Source organism: Bacillus sp. LJBS17, assembly GCF_019334685.1.
GTDB classification, from domain to species: domain Bacteria; phylum Bacillota; class Bacilli; order Bacillales; family Bacillaceae; genus Bacillus; species Bacillus subtilis.
The window spans coordinates 3,993,687-4,011,367 of sequence record NZ_CP079759.1 but is presented as its reverse complement, the minus strand read 5'-3'; the positions used below and the strand labels follow the sequence as shown (position 1 = coordinate 4,011,367).

The window sequence follows — 17,681 nt, the reverse complement described above, 5'->3', positions numbered from 1 at the left end:
TGATCAATATGAGTTCAAATGCAAAACGATTTCCAGAAGGATTTTTATGGGGCGGCGCAGTTGCTGCCAACCAAGTGGAGGGTGCTTATAACGAGGGTGGTAAGGGGCTTTCGACAGCTGACGTATCGCCGAACGGGATCATGTCTCCATTTGATGAATCAATGACTTCCTTGAATCTGTATCACAACGGGATTGACTTTTATCATCGTTATAAAGAGGATATCGCCTTATTTGCAGAAATGGGATTTAAGGCGTTCCGCACATCGATTGCGTGGACGAGAATTTTTCCGAATGGCGATGAAGAGGAGCCCAATGAAGAAGGCCTCAACTTTTATGATGATCTGTTTGATGAGCTGTTAAAGCATCATATTGAGCCTGTCGTAACCATCTCTCATTATGAAATGCCGCTCGGTTTAGTGAAAAAGTATGGCGGCTGGAAGAATCGCAAAGTCATAGAGTTTTATGAACGCTATGCCAAAACGGTTTTCAAACGCTATCAACACAAAGTGAAGTATTGGATGACGTTTAATGAAATTAACGTGGTGCTCCATGCGCCATTTACCGGAGGCGGTCTTGTTTTTGAAGAAGGAGAAAACAAATTAAACGCGATGTACCAGGCGGCACACCACCAATTTGTGGCCAGTGCTCTTGCTGTCAAAGCGGGTCACGACATCATTCCTGATTCGAAAATCGGCTGTATGATAGCGGCAACGACAACCTATCCGATGACTTCTAAGCCGGAGGATGTCTTCGCGGCAATGGAGAATGAGCGCAAAACACTTTTCTTCTCAGATGTTCAGGCAAGAGGCGCATACCCGGGATATATGAAACGCTATCTGGCAGAAAACAATATTGAAATTGAAATGGCTGAAGGCGATGAAGAGCTCTTGAAAGAACATACGGTGGATTATATTGGATTTAGCTACTACATGTCGATGGCGGCGAGCACAGATCCGGAAGAGCTTGCAAAATCAGGGGGCAACCTGCTGGGCGGAGTCAAAAACCCTTACCTCAAATCATCAGAATGGGGCTGGCAGATTGATCCGAAAGGCTTGCGCATCACGCTCAACACCTTATACGACCGTTACCAGAAGCCGCTGTTCATCGTTGAAAACGGCCTTGGCGCTGTAGACAAGGTTGAGGATGACGGCTCAATTCAGGACGATTACAGAATCAACTATCTGCGTGATCATTTAATTGAAGCGCGCGAAGCCATTGCGGACGGCGTTGAATTAATCGGATACACATCATGGGGGCCAATTGACCTTGTCAGCGCATCTACTGCGGAAATGAAAAAGCGCTACGGCTTCATTTATGTAGACCGGGACAATGAAGGAAATGGAACATTTAACCGCATCAAGAAAAAAAGCTTCAACTGGTATCAGCAGGTTATCGCCACAAACGGAGAGAGTCTCTGACAATTTTTTGAAAACTCATGCGCTTCAATTGACAATAACGAAATGCAGGCGGACAATAAAAGAGAAAGATGAACCACCCACAGTCCGAAAGGCGGGAAGAGCATGTTTAACAAAATGTTAGTTGCGATTGACGGATCAGACATGAGTGCAAAAGCGCTTGATGCCGCAGTGCATTTGGCAAAAGAGCAGCAAGCGGAACTAAGCATTCTTCATGTGGGGAGAGAAGCCGTCGTCACGACTTCTTCTCTGACGGGAATTGTCTATGTGCCTGAACACTTTATTGATGAAATCAGGAACGAGGTTAAAAAAGAGGGCCTGAAAATCCTTGAAAATGCAAAAGAAAAAGCAGCCGAAAAAGGCGTTCAAGCTGAAACCATTTACGCGAATGGCGAGCCGGCGCATGAGATACTAAATCACGCAAAAGAGAAAGGCGTCAGCCTGATTGTAGTTGGCAGCCGGGGGATCAGCGGCCTGAAAGAAATGATGCTTGGAAGCGTCAGCCATAAAGTGTCTCAATTATCAACATGCCCGGTTTTGATTGTTCGATAGATTTGTAAAAAAAGCGCCCTTGGGCGCTTTTTTTTATTTAGAATAGAAGTGTTATAATATCTACATGTAAAAAAGAGGAATTTTATGTGTAGATTTCTGAATTCACAAAAAACAGTTTATGCTATGCAGTATTGGAGGTAGAATACGTTTGATGCAACAGGATCTTTCCATATCGTCAAAACAAAAATCAACAGCCGTAATCAAAATGGTCATCTCTATGGTGATTTTCGGCTCCATCGGCTTTTTCTCAGAGCATACCAATCTGCCGTCATTTGAATTGGTCTTTGTCCGCTGCCTTTGCGCGACGCTGTTTTTAGGTCTTTGCTGGCTGGCGTCCGGCCAGTATAAAACTGAAAAATGGAGCAAGAGAGACGTGCTGCAAACATTGGCGTGCGGTTTCTTTCTTGTATTCAACTGGGTGTTTTTATTTAAGTCTTTTGAAGAAACGTCCGTTACAATTGCCATCTCCGTTTATCATCTAGCGCCGGTGCTTGTTCTTCTTCTGGGGAGCTTCTTCTACAGAGAGAAATTAAATGTGATCTCCGTCAGCTCCATTATCATCTGCTTTCTGGGAACTGCGCTGATTTCCGGGATTAACGGCAGCACTTCATTGACACAGCTGATGGGATCAGGGATCATATGGGCAGTTCTCGCCGCACTGTTTTATGCGTTCACCACTTTATTGGGAAAAGGCATTCACAATCTCAGTCCTTACACGACCACCTTCTTGCAGACGGGTTTAGGGGTTATCATCCTGATTCCGTTTATTCGCTTTGGCGCTTTTGCTGACCTATCTCAGGGAAACTGGATTATGGTGGTATCTACCGGCATCATCCATACGGGTATTGTATATTTGTTGTTTTTTGACAGTTTACGATTTTTATCAACGAAATTTATTTCAATCATTGTATTTCTCGACCCCGCTGTCGCGATCGTGCTCGATACCGTCTTCACAGGCTTCCGCCCTGACCTCTATCAAACGCTTGGCATCGTGCTGATCTTTGCGGGCATGGCCTTGACGCTTGTCAGGAGGCAGGGGAAGGCGAATGTGGCAGCTGAGGGTACGGATATTGAACAAATGCAATAATGGAAAAAGTAAAAAGGCCTATGCGGCCTTTTTTTATTTTAGGTCAATAGACTCTCGTTAATCCTTAAAATAAGATAAATTTTCTAGAAAAATATTGTAATAATATTTCATTCTAGTTAAGATTATTGAGTGAATATTACTTTTATTACAAAAGGAGAGAGAAAATGAAAAAAAGAAAGAGGCGAAACTTTAAAAGGTTCATAGCAGCATTTTTAGTGTTGGCTTTAATCATTTCATTAGTGCCAGCAGATGTACTGGCAAAAACCACAGAAGAAGAGAATGGAAATCGTATTGCTGCCGATGATCCAGAAGAAACTCTTCAGAAAGAACAAACTGAGGAAGCTGTACCTTTTGATCCAAAAGATATAAACAAAGAGGGTGAGATCACCTCTGAAAGAACAGAAAATACAAAACTCTATTATGAAGGTGACGGTGTCTATAAACAGGAAGTATATCTTGATCCTATTCATACAAAGGAAACACCTGATGCCGACTGGGAAGACATTTCTCCTGAGTTAAAAGAGTCGACAAGCAAACAAGTCGAGACAGAGAACGCCATTTTGAATTCAGATTTTCAAAAGCAAATGAAGAACGGGCTTTACGCGACTTTTGAGCATAATGACCATAAGGTTACATATTCACTTGTAGAAGCGAAAGGCCCGAATAAAACTTCACTTACTCCGAAAGATACCTCAGCAGATTATAAGACTGACAGTAATGAGATTGTGTATCCGGATGTGTTTCCGAATATTGATCTCCAGACTTTCACATTCAATGAAAACATAAAAGAAGATTTAGTCCTTCATCAGTATAATGGATACAACACATTTACATTTCAGTTAAAAACCGATTTGCAGGCTAAAGAACAAGAGGATGGATCCATTGATTTTTCTGATGAAAAAGGAAAAGTTGTTTTTTCTGTGCCTAAGCCTTTTATGACGGATTCAAAACTAGATGAGCTTTCCGGCGAGGTTGAACGGTCAGACAAAGTCAGCTATAAGCTGGAAAAGAATGAAGAAGGGTATTTGCTTCATCTTACGGCAGACGAGAACTGGCTGAAAGACCCAGAACGCGTATATCCAGTATCTATCGACCCGTCAACTTCTTTATCTGTTTCATCGGATACGTTTGTCATGAGTGCCTACCCGACGACGAACTATTCGGCCTCCTCACAAAAATGGGATGCTAATTTAAAGGCCTATGTACTGAAAACGGGCTATTATGACAAAACAACAGGCACAAACTATGCGTTCATGAAATTTAACAACCTAAAGCCAATTCAAAATATGACTGTCACTAAAGCTACATTAAAAACATACGTAGCCCATTCCTATTATGGAACAAAGGCAACCGGTCTTTGGCTGGATACGGTCAACAGCAATTATGATAATGCAAAAGTGACATGGAACACCAAACCGGCATCTAAAAATATCGGAAAAGCCGACGTCCATAAAGGACAGTGGGCGAGTTATGATGTGACCGCTGCTGTAAAGTCATGGAACTCCGGCGGGGCCAACTATGGATTTAAGCTTCATACAAACGGAAACGGCAAGGAATATTGGAAAAAACTAATTTCTTCAGCGAACTCCGCCAATAAACCATATATTGAAGTGACGTATACCATTCCAAAGGGAAACACACCTACAATCAAAGCCTATCACAACGGCGATTCCACTGGTTATTTCGATATCAGCTGGAAAAAGGTTGAAGGCGCAAAAGGATATAAGGTATGGATTTACAATGGTAAGGAATATCAAGCGATTTCTGCAGGCAACGTCACGTCGTGGAGCACAAAAGGTAAAAAAATCTGGCCTGCGAGCGCAGAAATTGCCTCCAAGAGATATAAACTGCATCTGGACGGCAAGGATGGAGCTGAATTGGCATTAGATCCATCCCCGGTCTATAAGAATTCCGGCGGAAGCTATGCTACAAGCAAAAACTATTGGATTGGCGTCAGTGCGATATTTGACCAAGGTGAAGGAGCGATGTCCGCACCGGCAAAGCCCGTTATCCCTAATGTAGGAAAAGCACAAGCACCGTCTGCAAAGGGCTACAATAATGGGAATGCCACAGGATACTTCGACCTTTCTTGGAAAGCTGTATCCGGTGCAACCGGCTATAAGGTTCAGGTGTTCAATGGGAAAGGCTTTGAGACACTTGATCTCGGAAATCAGACGTCTTGGACCACAAAAGGGAAAAAGATCTGGCCGACAAGTGCAGAAATCAAGGCGGGAAAATATGCTCTTCACCTAAAGGACGGAAGCGGAGCAGAGCTGCCGATCAATCCCGGACCAACCTATAAAAACGCCGGGGGAGATGGAGCCAAAAAAAATTACTCGTTTAAAATTATCGCATACAACAAAGATGGCGAAGCCATTGCATCCCCGGCTGCTAACCCGGCACTTCCTGATATCGCTAGGCCAAAGAATTTAACTGGCTATTTGTATACAAATACAAAATCGAGTCAAACGGGTTATGTGAATTTGATATGGGAAAAGGTTCAAAATGCGAAAGGCTATAAAGTTAACATTTACAACGGTAAGGAATATCAGTCCTTTGATGTGGGTGACGCGGATCATTGGACAACCCAAAATAAAAACATTTGGCCGACTTCTGAGGAAATCAAAGCCGGAAGCTATAAGCTTCATACAGATGGAAAAGGCGGGGAATTAGCCCTCGATCCATCACCTGTCTATAACAATGCAAATGGGAATTACAAAGGGAAGAAGAATTATTCTTTCACGCTTGTCGCCTATGATGCGAATGGTGAAACGATTCCAACGGCGCCCTTTAACCCAACGTTCCATGAAGGCGCAGAATTCCTTGGGACAGAAGAATACTGGTCTATCATTGATATCCCAAGCGGCCAGTTAAATGGTGCGACAGGCAATGTCATTGTGAATGAAGAAGATTTGTCAATTGACGGACGCGGTCCGGGACTTGGCTTATCGAGAACCTACAACAGTCTTGACAGCTCTGATCACTTATTTGGACAAGGCTGGTATGCTGATGCAGAAACATCTGTCATCTCAACGGATGGCGGGGCAATGTATATCGATGAAGACGCTACGACACATCGATTCACGAAAAAAGCCGATGGCACGTATCAGCCGCCGACCGGTGTATATCTTGAATTAACAGAAACAGCTGATCAGTTCATATTAAAAACAAAGGATCAAACCAATGCTTATTTCAATAAAAAAGGCGGCAAACTCCAAAAAGTAGTGGATGGCCACAACAATGCAACTGTCTATACTTACAATGACAAAAATCAACTGACCGCCATTACAGATGCATCAGGCCGCAAGCTTACATTTACCTATGATGAAAACGGCCATGTGACTTCCATCACAGGACCTAAGAATAAGAAAGTCACCTACTCATATGAGAATGATTTGCTGAAGAAGGTTACAGATACAGACGGGACTGTTACAAGCTATGACTATGATGGCGAAGGACGCCTTGTCAAACAGTATTCAGCCAACAGTACCGAAGCAAAGCCTGTCTTTACCGAATATCAGTATAGCGGACACCGTCTCGAAAAAGCGATCAACGCTAAAAAAGAAACATATGTCTACAGCTATGATGCTGATAAAAAGACACTTCTCATGACACAGCCAAATGGCCGGAAGGTACAGTATGGCTATAATGAAGCGGGAAATCCGATTCAGGTCATTGATGATGCTGAAGGGCTAAAAATTACAACGAATACAAAATATGAAGGCAACAATGTCGTAGAAGATGTCGATCCAAACGACGTGGGCACCGGAAAAGCAACGGAAAGCTATCAATATGACAAAGATGGCAACGTTACGTCGGTTAAAGACGCATATGGAACTGAGACATACGAATATAACAAAAACAACGATGTCACAAAAATGAAGGATACCGAGGGCAATGTCACGGATATTGCTTATGACGGACTGGATGCTGTATCCGAAACCGATCAGAGCGGAAAATCATCGTCAGCAGCCGTTTATGATAAATACGGAAATCAGATTCAATCCAGCAAAGATTTATCAGCTTCAACTAATATTTTGAAAGATGGAAGCTTTGAAGCGCAAAAATCCGGCTGGAATCTGACTGCCTCTAAAGACAGCGGCAAAATTTCAGTCATCGCCGATAAAAGCGGAGTTCTTTCCGGATCAAAGGCATTGGAAGTCTTGAGCCAATCAACGTCTGCAGGAACCGATCACGGGTATTCCTCAGCGACTCAAACAGTTGAACTGGAGCCGAATACAACCTATACATTAAGCGGGAAAATCAAAACGGATCTAGCGAAATCAAGAGCCTACTTTAACATTGATCTGCGAGACAAAGATCAAAAACGAATTCAATGGATTCACAATGAATACAGTGCATTAGCCGGAAAAAATGACTGGACAAAACGGCAAATCACTTTTACGACTCCAGCGAATGCAGGAAAAGCCGTTGTGTATATGGAAGTCGATCATAAAGATAAAGATGGCAAAGGAAAAGCATGGTTTGATGAAGTCCAGCTGGAAAAAGGCGAAGTATCATCAAGCTATAACCCAGTTCAAAACAGCAGCTTCACATCAGCAACGGAAAACTGGAATGTAAGCGGGGCATCCGTTGATTCTGAAGAAGGCTTTAATGATGATGTATCATTAAAAGCTGCCCGGACCAGTGCGTCCCAAGCCGGATCAGTAACAAAACAAACCGTTGTCTTAGGGCAAAGCGCAAATGACAAACCGGTTTATCTCACACTGACAGGAATGTCGAAAGCAAGCAGCGTCAAATTTACAGATGAAAAAGACTATTCTCTGCAGGCGAATGTCACTTACGCGGACGGCAGCACAGGCGTCTACAATGCGAAATTCCCTTCTGGAACACAGGAATGGAACCGAGCAGCTGTCGTCATCCCTAAAACAAAGCCGATCAATAAAGTCGATATCAGTATTCTGTTCCAAAAGAGTGCGACAGGCACAGTCTGGTTTGATGATATCCGTTTGATTGAAGGAAGCCTTCTAACAAAAAGCACGTATGACAGTAATGGTAACTATGTGACTAAGGAAGAAGATGAACTAGGATACTCTACTTCAACTGATTACGATGAAACTGGTAAGAAAACGTCTGAAACAGATGCAAAAGGTGAAAAAACAACCTATACGTATGATCAGGCAGACCAATTGACAAACATGACGCTCTCTAACGGCACGTCTATCCTTCACAGCTATGATAAGGAAGGCAATGAGGTAAGCAAAACCATCCGGGCGGGAGCAGATCAAACCTATAAATACGAATATGATGTGATGGGCAAGCTTGTCAAAACAACTGATCCTCTGGGCAATGTGTTAGCAAGCGAATATGATGCCAACAGCAACCTGACCAAAACCATTTCACCGAATGGCAACGAAGTGTCTCTTTCTTATGATGGAACAGACCGGGTGAAATCAAAGTCGTATAACGGTACAGAAAAGTACAATTTCACGTATGACAAAAATGGAAATGAAACGTCGGTCGTCAATAAAGAGCAGAACACCACAAAGAAACGGACATTTGACAACAAAAACCGTTTAACCGAATTGACAGACCGCGGCGGCAGCCAAACTTGGACATATCCTAGTGACTCCGATAAGCTGAAAACCTTCTCGTGGAGCCATGGGGACCAAAAAGGAACGAATCAATTTACGTATAACAAGCTGGATCAAATGATTGAGATGAAAGACAGTACATCTTCATATTCATTTGATTATGATGAAAATGGCAACGTCCAAACCTTTATTACGGGCAACGGCGGCGGAACAAGTTTTTCTTATGACGAAAGAAACCTTGTAAGCTCGCTGCATATCGGTGACAAAAACGGCGGAAACATTCTGACGGAAAGCTATGAATATGATGCCAACGGCAATCGCACAACGATAAACAGCTCAGCAAGCGGCAAGGTGCAATATGAGTATGGGAAGCTGAATCAGCTTGTCAAAGAAACCCATGAAGACGGTACTGTCATTGAATACACATATGATGGATTCGGGAACCGGAAAACCGTTACAACTATAAAAGACGGCTCAAGCAAAACAGTGAACGCTTCCTTCAACATCATGAACCAGCTGACAAAAGTCAATGAGGAAAGCATCTCTTACGATAAAAACGGCAACCGCACATCTGACGGCAGATTCACATATACGTGGGATGCAGAAGATAACCTGACCGCCGTTACAAAAAAAGGCGAAGACAAGCCATTCGCAACATATAAGTATGACGAAAAAGGAAACAGAATCCAAAAAACGGTCAACGGAAAAGTCACGAATTACTTCTACGACGGAGACAGCTTGAACGTCTTGTATGAAACAGACGCAGACAACAACGTCACAAAATCATACACGTACGGAGACAGCGGCCAGCTGTTATCCTACACAGAAAATGGCAAGAAATATTTCTATCACTACAACGCTCACGGCGACATCATCGCGATCTCAGACAGCACCGGAAAAACGGTTGCAAAATATCAATACGATGCGTGGGGAAATCCAACAAAAACCGAAGCAAGCGATGAAGTGAAAGATAACCGTTACCGCTACGCAGGCTACCAATACGACGAAGAAACCGGCCTGTACTACCTCATGGCCCGCTACTACGAGCCAAGAAACGGCGTGTTCCTATCGCTCGACCCAGACCCGGGCAGCGACGGCGACTCATTGGATCAGAATGGGTATGCTTATGGAAATAATAACCCGGTGATGAATGTTGATCCGGATGGGCATTGGGTTTGGATGGTAGCAGGTGCTTTAATTGGAGGAGTCTCTTCTTACAAAGCTGCCAAGGCAAAGGGAGCAAGAGGTTGGAGATTAGTTGGATCTGTAGCCTTAGGTGCTGCTGGCGGAGCAATCGGAGGAAACTATCTAAGAGTAGGGCGTACTCTATTTAAAGCTGGAAAATTATCTAAAACGTATTGGAATGCTAGAAAAGTCGCAAAGGCAAACAAAGGTGTGATTAAAAGGGCTAAAACTAATAAAGGTTGGGTAGTTACTACTAAAAAACATACAGTAAGGTTAATGGGGAAAAATTCTGGTCAACGAAAGAAACCATACTATAGAATGTCAGTTAGAAATAAAGGTCCTTTAAATGCAAAAGGGCATTTCTCAAATAATCCTGCTGAGACTCATATAAAGTTAAGATGGTCATCATATAGAAATATAAATAAACGCTTGCGCAATAAGTCACACAGAAGATAATAGTATTAATATAATTAAATCTATAAATCAAATGTAAAGATCATTTAGGGATTAATAATAGCAATTAACATAGTTAGAGATGCAGATGGTTATTCAGGTGGATTCTATTTAAGAATCTTGTCTAAGTTTCCATCTGCATTTACAAACATTTTACTTAATTAAAGTGAGGAGAATGTTATAACATGAACAGTATTGAGCAATGGATAGATTATATAAATCACGATGTTAATTGCTTTATGTACGATATTAATTTTGAATACCTAGAGAATAGATTAACTCTTTATCTTAAGTTATATGAAGAAGAAGAAAAAGCCACTTTAAAAGAAATTTCATTTAAGGATATAAGTGGAATTTATTGTGATTTTAGTGTTCATAACAAGTTTGATAAAACTATACCCATTGATACTAATTGGTACCTTGAAGAAATCAGTTATTTCAAAGAAGGAATTGGAAAACTACAAAATGGTATATTAGGTAATCAAGTCTTAAATGCTAATTTTCTTATAGAAATTAACGGGACTTTACTTGCTATAGAATCTAAATGTGTATCCTTTGATTCTAAAGAATATCAAGCGTTTAATGATTATGAAAAAACTGAAAAAAAACAAAAAAATAATATAGTGGCTGGGATCAAGAAATTTTTTCAAGGAGGCAGGATTTAAGTGAATAATCCAATACAAAAGCATCTGATTGATTCGGAATTCACCATATTAAAAACAGATTTTCAGTTCTTTAAAAAAGAATTTATTCTTTATTTAGAAATGGATACGAAGGGAAAGAAGCAGCAGCATCGTATTTTATTCAAGAATGTATCATCATTATTTTTTTATGCCGGCAAGGAATCGTCTTTAAAAGATGTTGCTTATGGGGAAAAATGGATTTTGAATTCATTCTCTTACTATCCGAAGGGTATTGGAACATTATATCACCCTTTAATTGAAGATTATGAATCGAATGCAAACGTTTTGATTGGAATTAATCAAGCTGTCTATGCAGTTGAAACTGAAAGGGTTTTCTTTGATTCAACTGAAATATATGCCTCAACATAGAGGTGATCGTAATAATGAAGTAAATAAACGAGTAAGAGGACTTATCTCACCATTTCAAACCTAGGAGCATAACAAATGAAAAAATTAAAAATGAATAAAATTATCAACATGGACACCCAAGATTGTTTTTTCCATGCTGATCCACTGGGGCGTGTCTACATTGGAAAAGGTGTGAAAGGTGATGTGACCATCTCAATCTATGATCCTTCCGGTGATATTCGGGTTTTTAAAGTGAAAGAGCAGATTTCATACAGTGATATTCTGCTCTTTCAACAATGTGCAGATGGCTATGTCTTCGTTTATTACGAATCGTACGAGCCGAAGGTAAAGGTTTTTTCAGAAGAGGGAAGGGTGAAAAGTGTTTTTCACTTGCCTTCAGGGGTTTCCTGCTGTCTTTTGGATGAGAAACAACAGCTTTGGGTCGGTTTATGTGATGAAGGGATTTATCATGATGAGAATCCCAACGGCCATAGTGTGTGGTGTTTTACGTTAGATGGTCAGCAGAAGGAAATACACATTGATAGAAAGCTTGAAGAAATGGATGCGCCTGCTGTAGATGATTGTTATGGACTTGCAGAAAAAAACGGCTTGATTTATATGCTGTATTACGGAGATGCAGTCATTGCCGCATTTGATGAAACGGTCGTGAGACGGGTGTGGATTCTGTCGGATAAAGAGCCGGACTCAGAAGCATTTGATCAGCTCGCGATTTCCGAAGAAGGTTTTTTGGTTGGGACGTTCAATTGTTACAGTGCAGACCTTAAGTCGTCTCTTTATTTGATTTCTGCCGATGTGAGTCAAGAGATGGAAGAGATAACATGCTGTGATTCGAACGGTGAAGGCCTAGATGTTCAACAGCTGAAACTGACAAGTTACGCTGTTTACGCAGTGGCCTCTTCTGGTGTTTATAAGCAGGATATCCAATAAGGTGTAGGGATGAGATTATGATGAATTGGCGCGCTTTAAGTCAGACAAAACAAGACCGCATCTGGTCAGAAGTGAACAAGATCATAAAATGGAAACCCGGAAGCAGATGTCATCACATCATTCCGCCTGATCCATATCGAGTGTTTGATATCTCAAGCGGGATGAGCAGTAAAGCCAGTAATGATGATGTGGTCAGAGTGCTGAATGATTTAGAGACTTCGATTTTGAAAGCATTTCAATCATGTACTGGAAAGAGCGATGTGATGTACGCATTAGATTGGCAGCATGACGGATATACCTTTAGTCCTCATCAGGCAATGCCTCAGGATGAATTTGGCGAATGGCCTGTTCCCGTATTTCCAAATGGAGACTATTATTTCTTTTTTCATCAGGACTTCTCTTGGGGACTTTTGGGAGACCCGTGGAAATTGGCAATCACTGTGTTTGGTGAAGAGCTGTTGGAGGCGATAGATAATGATCCGCCTATCCTGTTTCAAAATAGATGAGTGTTCTGAAATACGGAGGTGAAACATGGGCTTTTGGGAAGAGAAATATAAAAATAAAAAGATATTCGTAAGTGATGATGGTATGGATATTTGTCACGACGCCATCGAAGATTTTCACGCTGTGTTCCTTGAACAATTGGATCGTAAGCCTACTCTAAATGAATTTGTTTATACCCTCTTTCAGGTATTAAACTCAGACGGCGATTCGCTTTTTAAAGAATTAGAAGGAAAACAAGTCACTGACATCAACCTAAAGATGAAAAAAAGAACTACTTTAAGTGAAGTTAGGCCTGGTGTTGTCATTGAAATCCCTTTACGGAAAATCAATCAGTTCACATATGCATTAGTGGTAAAAGGAGATTTAGCAACAGATAAAAATGATGATCTTCTCATTCAGTATTTTGATATTTTTACAGATCAACGCTTGAGTAAAAAAGACATTTCTCTCATGATGGCAGAAAAGCAAAGAACCCTTTTTATTGCGAATACAGGATATACAGGCTTTCTTCAGGGGAATTGGAAGGTTGTTTCCAAGGTGCCGATAGATTTGATGAAAAAATTTGATCATTCTACTATAACATTTGTCATGTATGAAGATGGAAAATACCTCATTAGCCAAGACGATTCATTAGCGGCAGAGAGTGATTTAATAGAGGTTGATGAAAAACGGGGGAAGACCTTTAGCAACCCGATTGGGCTATTTGGTCACCTTAGTATTGAGGATATTCTTTATCAATATTTCAAGGGAACCTCGATGGAGGAATTGATTAAGTATGAGTTGTAAGAAGTTATGGTGGAGATCATATGAGCAGATTTTGTCTGGAATATGCTGATTCTACTCTTTTTCATTTAAGTGATTTTTTTACCCAATTCCCCCTCCATATCACTGAGTATAATTGGGTTATTGGCGATATTTTGAATATGATGGATGTATCCGAGGATAAGGATCATTGGAACGATATCATTGGCGAGTGTGAAGACTATCTTTTTATCACAGGTGAGGAATTTCATCGTATATTAAATGAATTTGAGATTTATGTGATATTTTGTATTTTAACTGCTGAGCCTAAAGAGACGATACTGTATGACATAACACAAATTCCGTTTGTTGAAGGGAATGCTGACTTTTATGAAGATGATTATATCTCCCCTGTGAAAGAATGTATTTTCGAAGTCGGTTTCTTTGATTCAACAGATATTGTATTTACAGTGACCGATGAAAATATAGAAAGAATGTTGCAGGATGCTTTTCCTGATTTGAAGCCTTACTGTGAGTATGGAAGTATAGAGACGCTATCAACGGAGGAATCAAAATTGAGTATTTCAGGAGCTACTCCTATTTTGTTTCAGCATATCAAAAAATGGCGTTTTTATCGAGAAACAGATCACGTGCTTGGTGCCATTTATACGATTGAGTTAGCAGCTGTTTATCATTCACGTACGATTGTTGTCATATTCAAAGACGTTTCAGTCGTTACGATACGAGAAATCGAAACCCTATCGAATCTATCAGATGGACTTCTCCATATTGAAATGCAACCACAAGGCACGTACCTTGTGGAAGAATGGGAAGAGCAGACATTCCGCTTTTATTGCCGGCAATATGAGGTGATGGAAGTTGAATAGGGTGAGGAGAGGATCAACGTGCTTCAAAAACTGAGAAAAAGACAGCGAGAGCTTGAAGAAACGCCGTATCCTAGTGAATTGTACGGCTTTGAAGCGGAAATCTATGAGTTTTTTATGCTTGTTGATGGCAGTTTGGATTATGTGCTGGCGAATAAAAGGATGCCCCGGCATCAGCGGCGTTCGTTGGAGAAAAGCTTTTTTGAGCTTTATCCTGACATACTTCCGGGTATGATCAAAAACGATAAAGATCTGTATCAGCACATTCTCTTGTATGAACAAGTCAGACAAGAGATTTGCGTTGCGCTATCCAACTGATAAGGGGAAGATTTTATGGAAATAACCTCTATAAGCAGTATCGGAAATTTAGATATGGTCGATCTAAAGCCTGACCAAATTGTTATGTCGTGTGAACTTGAAGATGCAGAGTCGTTTTATCGTGTATGGCAAGGGCTTGCCTATGAGCGAATTATGATACAGGTGATAACGACTGGTTCATTTATAGAAGACCTATCCAAGTACTTTGAAGGTTATGCTTACAAGGTGACGAAGCTGGCGAAACGAGAATTTCATTTTCAATCTGTATTACAGAAAGCAGACCGGGACATTGCAGGCTTTCTCTTTCTGTTAGCTTCTATCAATGACGATGTTTTTCTGATCACTGATCCTCAACCGGATAAAAGCTATTTTTCCGATGGGAAGCTCCAATGCCTAACAGACTCAGGCGAACTGATCATGTGGTTTGAATATGATGCTGCGGAGATCTATATGGTTGGAGGTAACTAAAAATAGGAGGAATTCATTTGAATATCACACAATACGAGAAATTGAAAAAGCATCTTTCTGATGAGGATACAGGTCCATTTACATTAAACGAGTTTTCTTTCTATATGAAAGAAGATGATCATTATATTCATATTCCTGTGTTTGAATTAAAACTATCTGCTCAAACCTGTGACATTCAATTGCGGTTTAAAAACATTAGTGCATCAAAGCTGGATGATCTTAAATCCATCGATGTGGTTGAGTTGGAGATTGAACCGACTGACGATCAATGGGAAAGACTCCGTTATTATGTGTATGATCAAGAAGATCAGATGAGTTTCTATTGCGGAGGGTGGGATGTGATCAAGTGTGACAAGAAGTCACACTGATTTTCCCCACTTTCCAAGCGTTCTTGCTTTTGTTGCCGCATATGTCACGAGAAACGGAAAAGTCACAACCAGGAAAGCCAAAGGCACCCAATTTGATAATCCTGTTACATAATGGAGTGCAATTGACAAGAGAGTCAGGAAGCTCAAGGTGCAGGTGACGTTTCGAACGTCTTTTTCGCTTCTTTTATATTTCTCTCTCATGGTGGATTGATCACTGTATATCGGCGAAGTCCCGGGCTCAGCCGAAAAGATATGCATACCTTGTGAAGAGCAAACATGTTCCCATCCGGCCGCTTCAAACATCACGGTGTATTCCGCCAAGCTTTCTTCCTCAACATCATGATAATCAATACTGTAGATCAATTTCCGCGGCTCAGCTTTTCTAAGCTTATACCCCATAAACGCAAAAGAATCGAGTACCCAGCCTTTGCTGGCCATATCATTTAGTCTCTTCATATCCTTTTCTTCTGAAAAGGCCAATCCTTCAGACATCATAAATTTTTTCTGTTTCATGACTAATCCCCTTTCAATTGTTGAAAAGCACGTTGACCGTGTTCAGCCATCACTTTTCTGCGCTGAATTTCTTTTTTGAGTAGTTCTTGGCCGTGCAAGGTGGTTTGGTACACTTTGCGGCGCGGGTTGTCATTGTTGACAAGCTCAATGATCTCTTCTTGCAGTAATTTCTTTAACAATGTATATAAGGTAGCCGGGCCGATCGTGAAGGAGTTATCGGTCATGTCTTCAATCTCTTGCATGATCGAATATCCGTGTTTTGGTTCAAGCAATGTTAAGACAATATAATAGGCTGGATCGGTAAGCTGATCCATTTCCTGCGGACGCTGCTTTGGCAAGTGTTCACCTCATTTCCTATATCAACAAATGATATATCATCTATTGATATAATAAAATCTTCCTTTTTGTTTGTCAATGCAATTTTTTTCTGCATCCAGTCATCATAAAGAAACAATCACCGAGTATGCATTAATGTATGCGTTTTCATAGAGAGGGGAGTCTTGATGAAAAAATGGATGGCAGCGGTTTTTGTGATGATGTTGATGTTGAGTTTTGACGGGAATTAGAGTGTGAAGGCGGCGGAGCCAAAGGTGTATCAGTTTGATTTTGGAAGCGGTTCGGTAGAGCCTGATTACATTGGTGTCAGGGCGTCTGACCGGTATGACCGGTCAAAGGGCTACGGTTTTCAGACACCGGAGAATATGGAGGATGTGGCGGCATCCGGGACTGGCGTGAAGAGTGATGCGGTTCAGTTTTTAGCGTATGGGACGAAAAGCAATAACACGTTTAATGTGGATCTCCCGAACGGCCTTTATGAGGTGAAGGTGACGCTTGGCAATACGGCAAGGGCCAGTGTTGCGGCGGAGGGCGTGTTTCAGGTCATTAATATGACAGGGGATGGCGCGGAGGATACGTTCCAAATTCCTGTCACCGACGGGCAGCTGAATCTGCTGGTGACAGAGGGGAAAGCTGGCACCGCTTTTACGCTCAGCGCCTTGAAAATAAAGAAATTGTCTGATCAGCCGGTGACGAATCGAACCATTTATGTCGGCGGCGACTCGACGGTGTGCAATTATTATCCGCTCAACAGCAGCAAGCAGGCGGGCTGGGGGCAGATGCTGCCTCACTATATCGTTAAACACACCTTTCAAGTGAGAAACATGGCGTCTGGCGGGCAGATCGCGAGAGGATTCAGAAATGATGGACAGCTTGAGGCGATCCTGAAGTATATTAAACCGGGAGATTATTTTATGTTGCAGCTTGGCATTAATGACACAAATCCGAAGCATAATGAATCTGAAGCAGAGTTTAAAGAGGTGATGCGTGATATGATTCGTCAGGTGAAAGCGAAAGGAGCGGACGTCATCCTATCAACGCCCCAGGGCCGGGCGACCGATTTTACTTCTGAAGGCATCCATTCGTCTGTAAACAGATGGTACAGGGCCTCTATTTTAGCTTTGGCCGAAGAGGAAAAAACACATCTCATTGACTTAAATGTCCTCAGCTCGGCATACTTTACATCGATCGGTCCGGAAAAAACACTCGCGCTTTATATGGACGGAGATACGCTTCATCCGAACCGCGCTGGGGCCGACGCACTGGCGCGATTGGCTGTTCAGGAGCTAAAACGCCAGGGAATCGATGGCTTTTAATACATCA

The 17,681-nt window shown here is 41.6% G+C and carries 14 protein-coding genes and 3 pseudogenes; 15 read left to right on the top strand and 2 right to left on the bottom strand.

What is annotated here, in order from left to right; genetic code table 11:
* Positions 1–8 precede the first annotated feature (8 nt).
* From bglH to KXZ66_RS22705, 14 genes and pseudogenes are all read left to right on the top strand, one after another.
* Positions 9–1,418, top strand: a complete 1,410-nt coding sequence (bglH, locus tag KXZ66_RS20690) for an aryl-phospho-beta-d-glucosidase (protein WP_151869961.1) — start codon at positions 9–11, stop codon at positions 1,416–1,418.
* A 102-nt stretch (positions 1,419–1,520) separates the two neighbouring features.
* Complete coding sequence (locus KXZ66_RS20685) at positions 1,521–1,967, top strand: universal stress protein (RefSeq protein WP_003227162.1); 447 nt, start codon at positions 1,521–1,523, stop codon at positions 1,965–1,967.
* A 151-nt stretch (positions 1,968–2,118) separates the two neighbouring features.
* On the top strand, positions 2,119–3,054 hold the full coding sequence (locus KXZ66_RS20680) for a DMT family transporter (RefSeq protein WP_049140886.1): 936 nt from the start codon (positions 2,119–2,121) through the stop codon (positions 3,052–3,054).
* 164 nt (positions 3,055–3,218) lie between these two features.
* Entirely contained in the window at positions 3,219–10,250 is a 7,032-nt protein-coding gene (wapA, locus tag KXZ66_RS20675; RefSeq protein ID WP_219144716.1) for a tRNA nuclease WapA, read from the top strand.
* A gap of 182 nt (positions 10,251–10,432) precedes the next feature.
* Positions 10,433–10,912: a YxiG family protein gene (locus KXZ66_RS20670; RefSeq protein ID WP_043940235.1), complete on the top strand. Its 480-nt coding sequence runs from the start codon at positions 10,433–10,435 to the stop codon at positions 10,910–10,912.
* On the top strand, positions 10,913–11,299 hold the full coding sequence (locus tag KXZ66_RS20665; RefSeq protein ID WP_014481357.1) for a YxiG family protein: 387 nt from the start codon (positions 10,913–10,915) through the stop codon (positions 11,297–11,299).
* Positions 11,300–11,374: 75 nt separating this feature from the next.
* Positions 11,375–11,701 (top strand): annotated as a pseudogene (locus KXZ66_RS20660) (DNA-binding protein); the annotation flags it as partial.
* A gap of 72 nt (positions 11,702–11,773) precedes the next feature.
* A complete protein-coding gene (locus KXZ66_RS20655) occupies positions 11,774–12,226 on the top strand; it encodes a hypothetical protein (protein ID WP_003227178.1) in 453 nt (150 codons plus the stop codon).
* Between the two features lie 17 nt (positions 12,227–12,243).
* Positions 12,244–12,732 carry a DUF2716 domain-containing protein gene (locus tag KXZ66_RS20650; RefSeq protein WP_167568151.1) on the top strand — a complete coding sequence of 163 codons (489 nt, stop codon included), beginning with the start codon at positions 12,244–12,246 and terminating at the stop codon, positions 12,730–12,732.
* Positions 12,733–12,757: 25 nt separating this feature from the next.
* Positions 12,758–13,516, top strand: a complete 759-nt coding sequence (locus KXZ66_RS20645; RefSeq protein WP_161476584.1) for an Imm26 family immunity protein — start codon at positions 12,758–12,760, stop codon at positions 13,514–13,516.
* A 20-nt stretch (positions 13,517–13,536) separates the two neighbouring features.
* Positions 13,537–14,358 (top strand): hypothetical protein, encoded by an 822-nt coding sequence (locus tag KXZ66_RS22710; protein ID WP_250622647.1) that lies wholly within the window; start codon positions 13,537–13,539, stop codon positions 14,356–14,358.
* A gap of 18 nt (positions 14,359–14,376) precedes the next feature.
* Positions 14,377–14,673, top strand: a complete 297-nt coding sequence (locus KXZ66_RS20630) for a YxiJ family protein (protein ID WP_167568150.1) — start codon at positions 14,377–14,379, stop codon at positions 14,671–14,673.
* Between the two features lie 15 nt (positions 14,674–14,688).
* Entirely contained in the window at positions 14,689–15,141 is a 453-nt protein-coding gene (locus tag KXZ66_RS20625) for a hypothetical protein (RefSeq protein WP_167568149.1), read from the top strand.
* Between the two features lie 17 nt (positions 15,142–15,158).
* A pseudogene (locus KXZ66_RS22705) lies at positions 15,159–15,287 on the top strand (hypothetical protein); the annotation flags it as partial.
* A 213-nt stretch (positions 15,288–15,500) separates the two neighbouring features.
* On the opposite strand, the gene KXZ66_RS20615 reads toward KXZ66_RS22705, so the two are convergent.
* Both KXZ66_RS20615 and KXZ66_RS20610 read right to left on the bottom strand, forming a co-directional pair.
* Positions 15,501–16,022 (bottom strand): DUF2812 domain-containing protein, encoded by a 522-nt coding sequence (locus KXZ66_RS20615; RefSeq protein WP_137201122.1) that lies wholly within the window; start codon positions 16,020–16,022, stop codon positions 15,501–15,503.
* A 2-nt stretch (positions 16,023–16,024) separates the two neighbouring features.
* On the bottom strand, positions 16,025–16,360 hold the full coding sequence (locus tag KXZ66_RS20610) for a PadR family transcriptional regulator (RefSeq protein ID WP_167568148.1): 336 nt from the start codon (positions 16,358–16,360) through the stop codon (positions 16,025–16,027).
* A 165-nt stretch (positions 16,361–16,525) separates the two neighbouring features.
* Between KXZ66_RS20610 and KXZ66_RS20605 the strand changes: the two are divergent.
* Positions 16,526–17,674 (top strand): annotated as a pseudogene (locus KXZ66_RS20605) (rhamnogalacturonan acetylesterase).
* Positions 17,675–17,681: the final 7 nt, after the last annotated feature.

Coding starts and splice junctions, on each gene's coding strand:
- bglH (WP_151869961.1), top strand. CDS start 9: ATGAGTTCAAATGCAAAACGATTTCCAGAAGGATTTTTATGGGGCGGC.
- KXZ66_RS20685 (WP_003227162.1), top strand. CDS start 1,521: ATGTTTAACAAAATGTTAGTTGCGATTGACGGATCAGACATGAGTGCA.
- KXZ66_RS20680 (WP_049140886.1), top strand. CDS start 2,119: ATGCAACAGGATCTTTCCATATCGTCAAAACAAAAATCAACAGCCGTA.
- wapA (WP_219144716.1), top strand. CDS start 3,219: ATGAAAAAAAGAAAGAGGCGAAACTTTAAAAGGTTCATAGCAGCATTT.
- KXZ66_RS20670 (WP_043940235.1), top strand. CDS start 10,433: ATGAACAGTATTGAGCAATGGATAGATTATATAAATCACGATGTTAAT.
- KXZ66_RS20650 (WP_167568151.1), top strand. CDS start 12,244: ATGATGAATTGGCGCGCTTTAAGTCAGACAAAACAAGACCGCATCTGG.
- KXZ66_RS20645 (WP_161476584.1), top strand. CDS start 12,758: ATGGGCTTTTGGGAAGAGAAATATAAAAATAAAAAGATATTCGTAAGT.
- KXZ66_RS22710 (WP_250622647.1), top strand. CDS start 13,537: ATGAGCAGATTTTGTCTGGAATATGCTGATTCTACTCTTTTTCATTTA.
- KXZ66_RS20625 (WP_167568149.1), top strand. CDS start 14,689: ATGGAAATAACCTCTATAAGCAGTATCGGAAATTTAGATATGGTCGAT.
- KXZ66_RS20615 (WP_137201122.1), bottom strand. CDS start 16,022: ATGAAACAGAAAAAATTTATGATGTCTGAAGGATTGGCCTTTTCAGAA.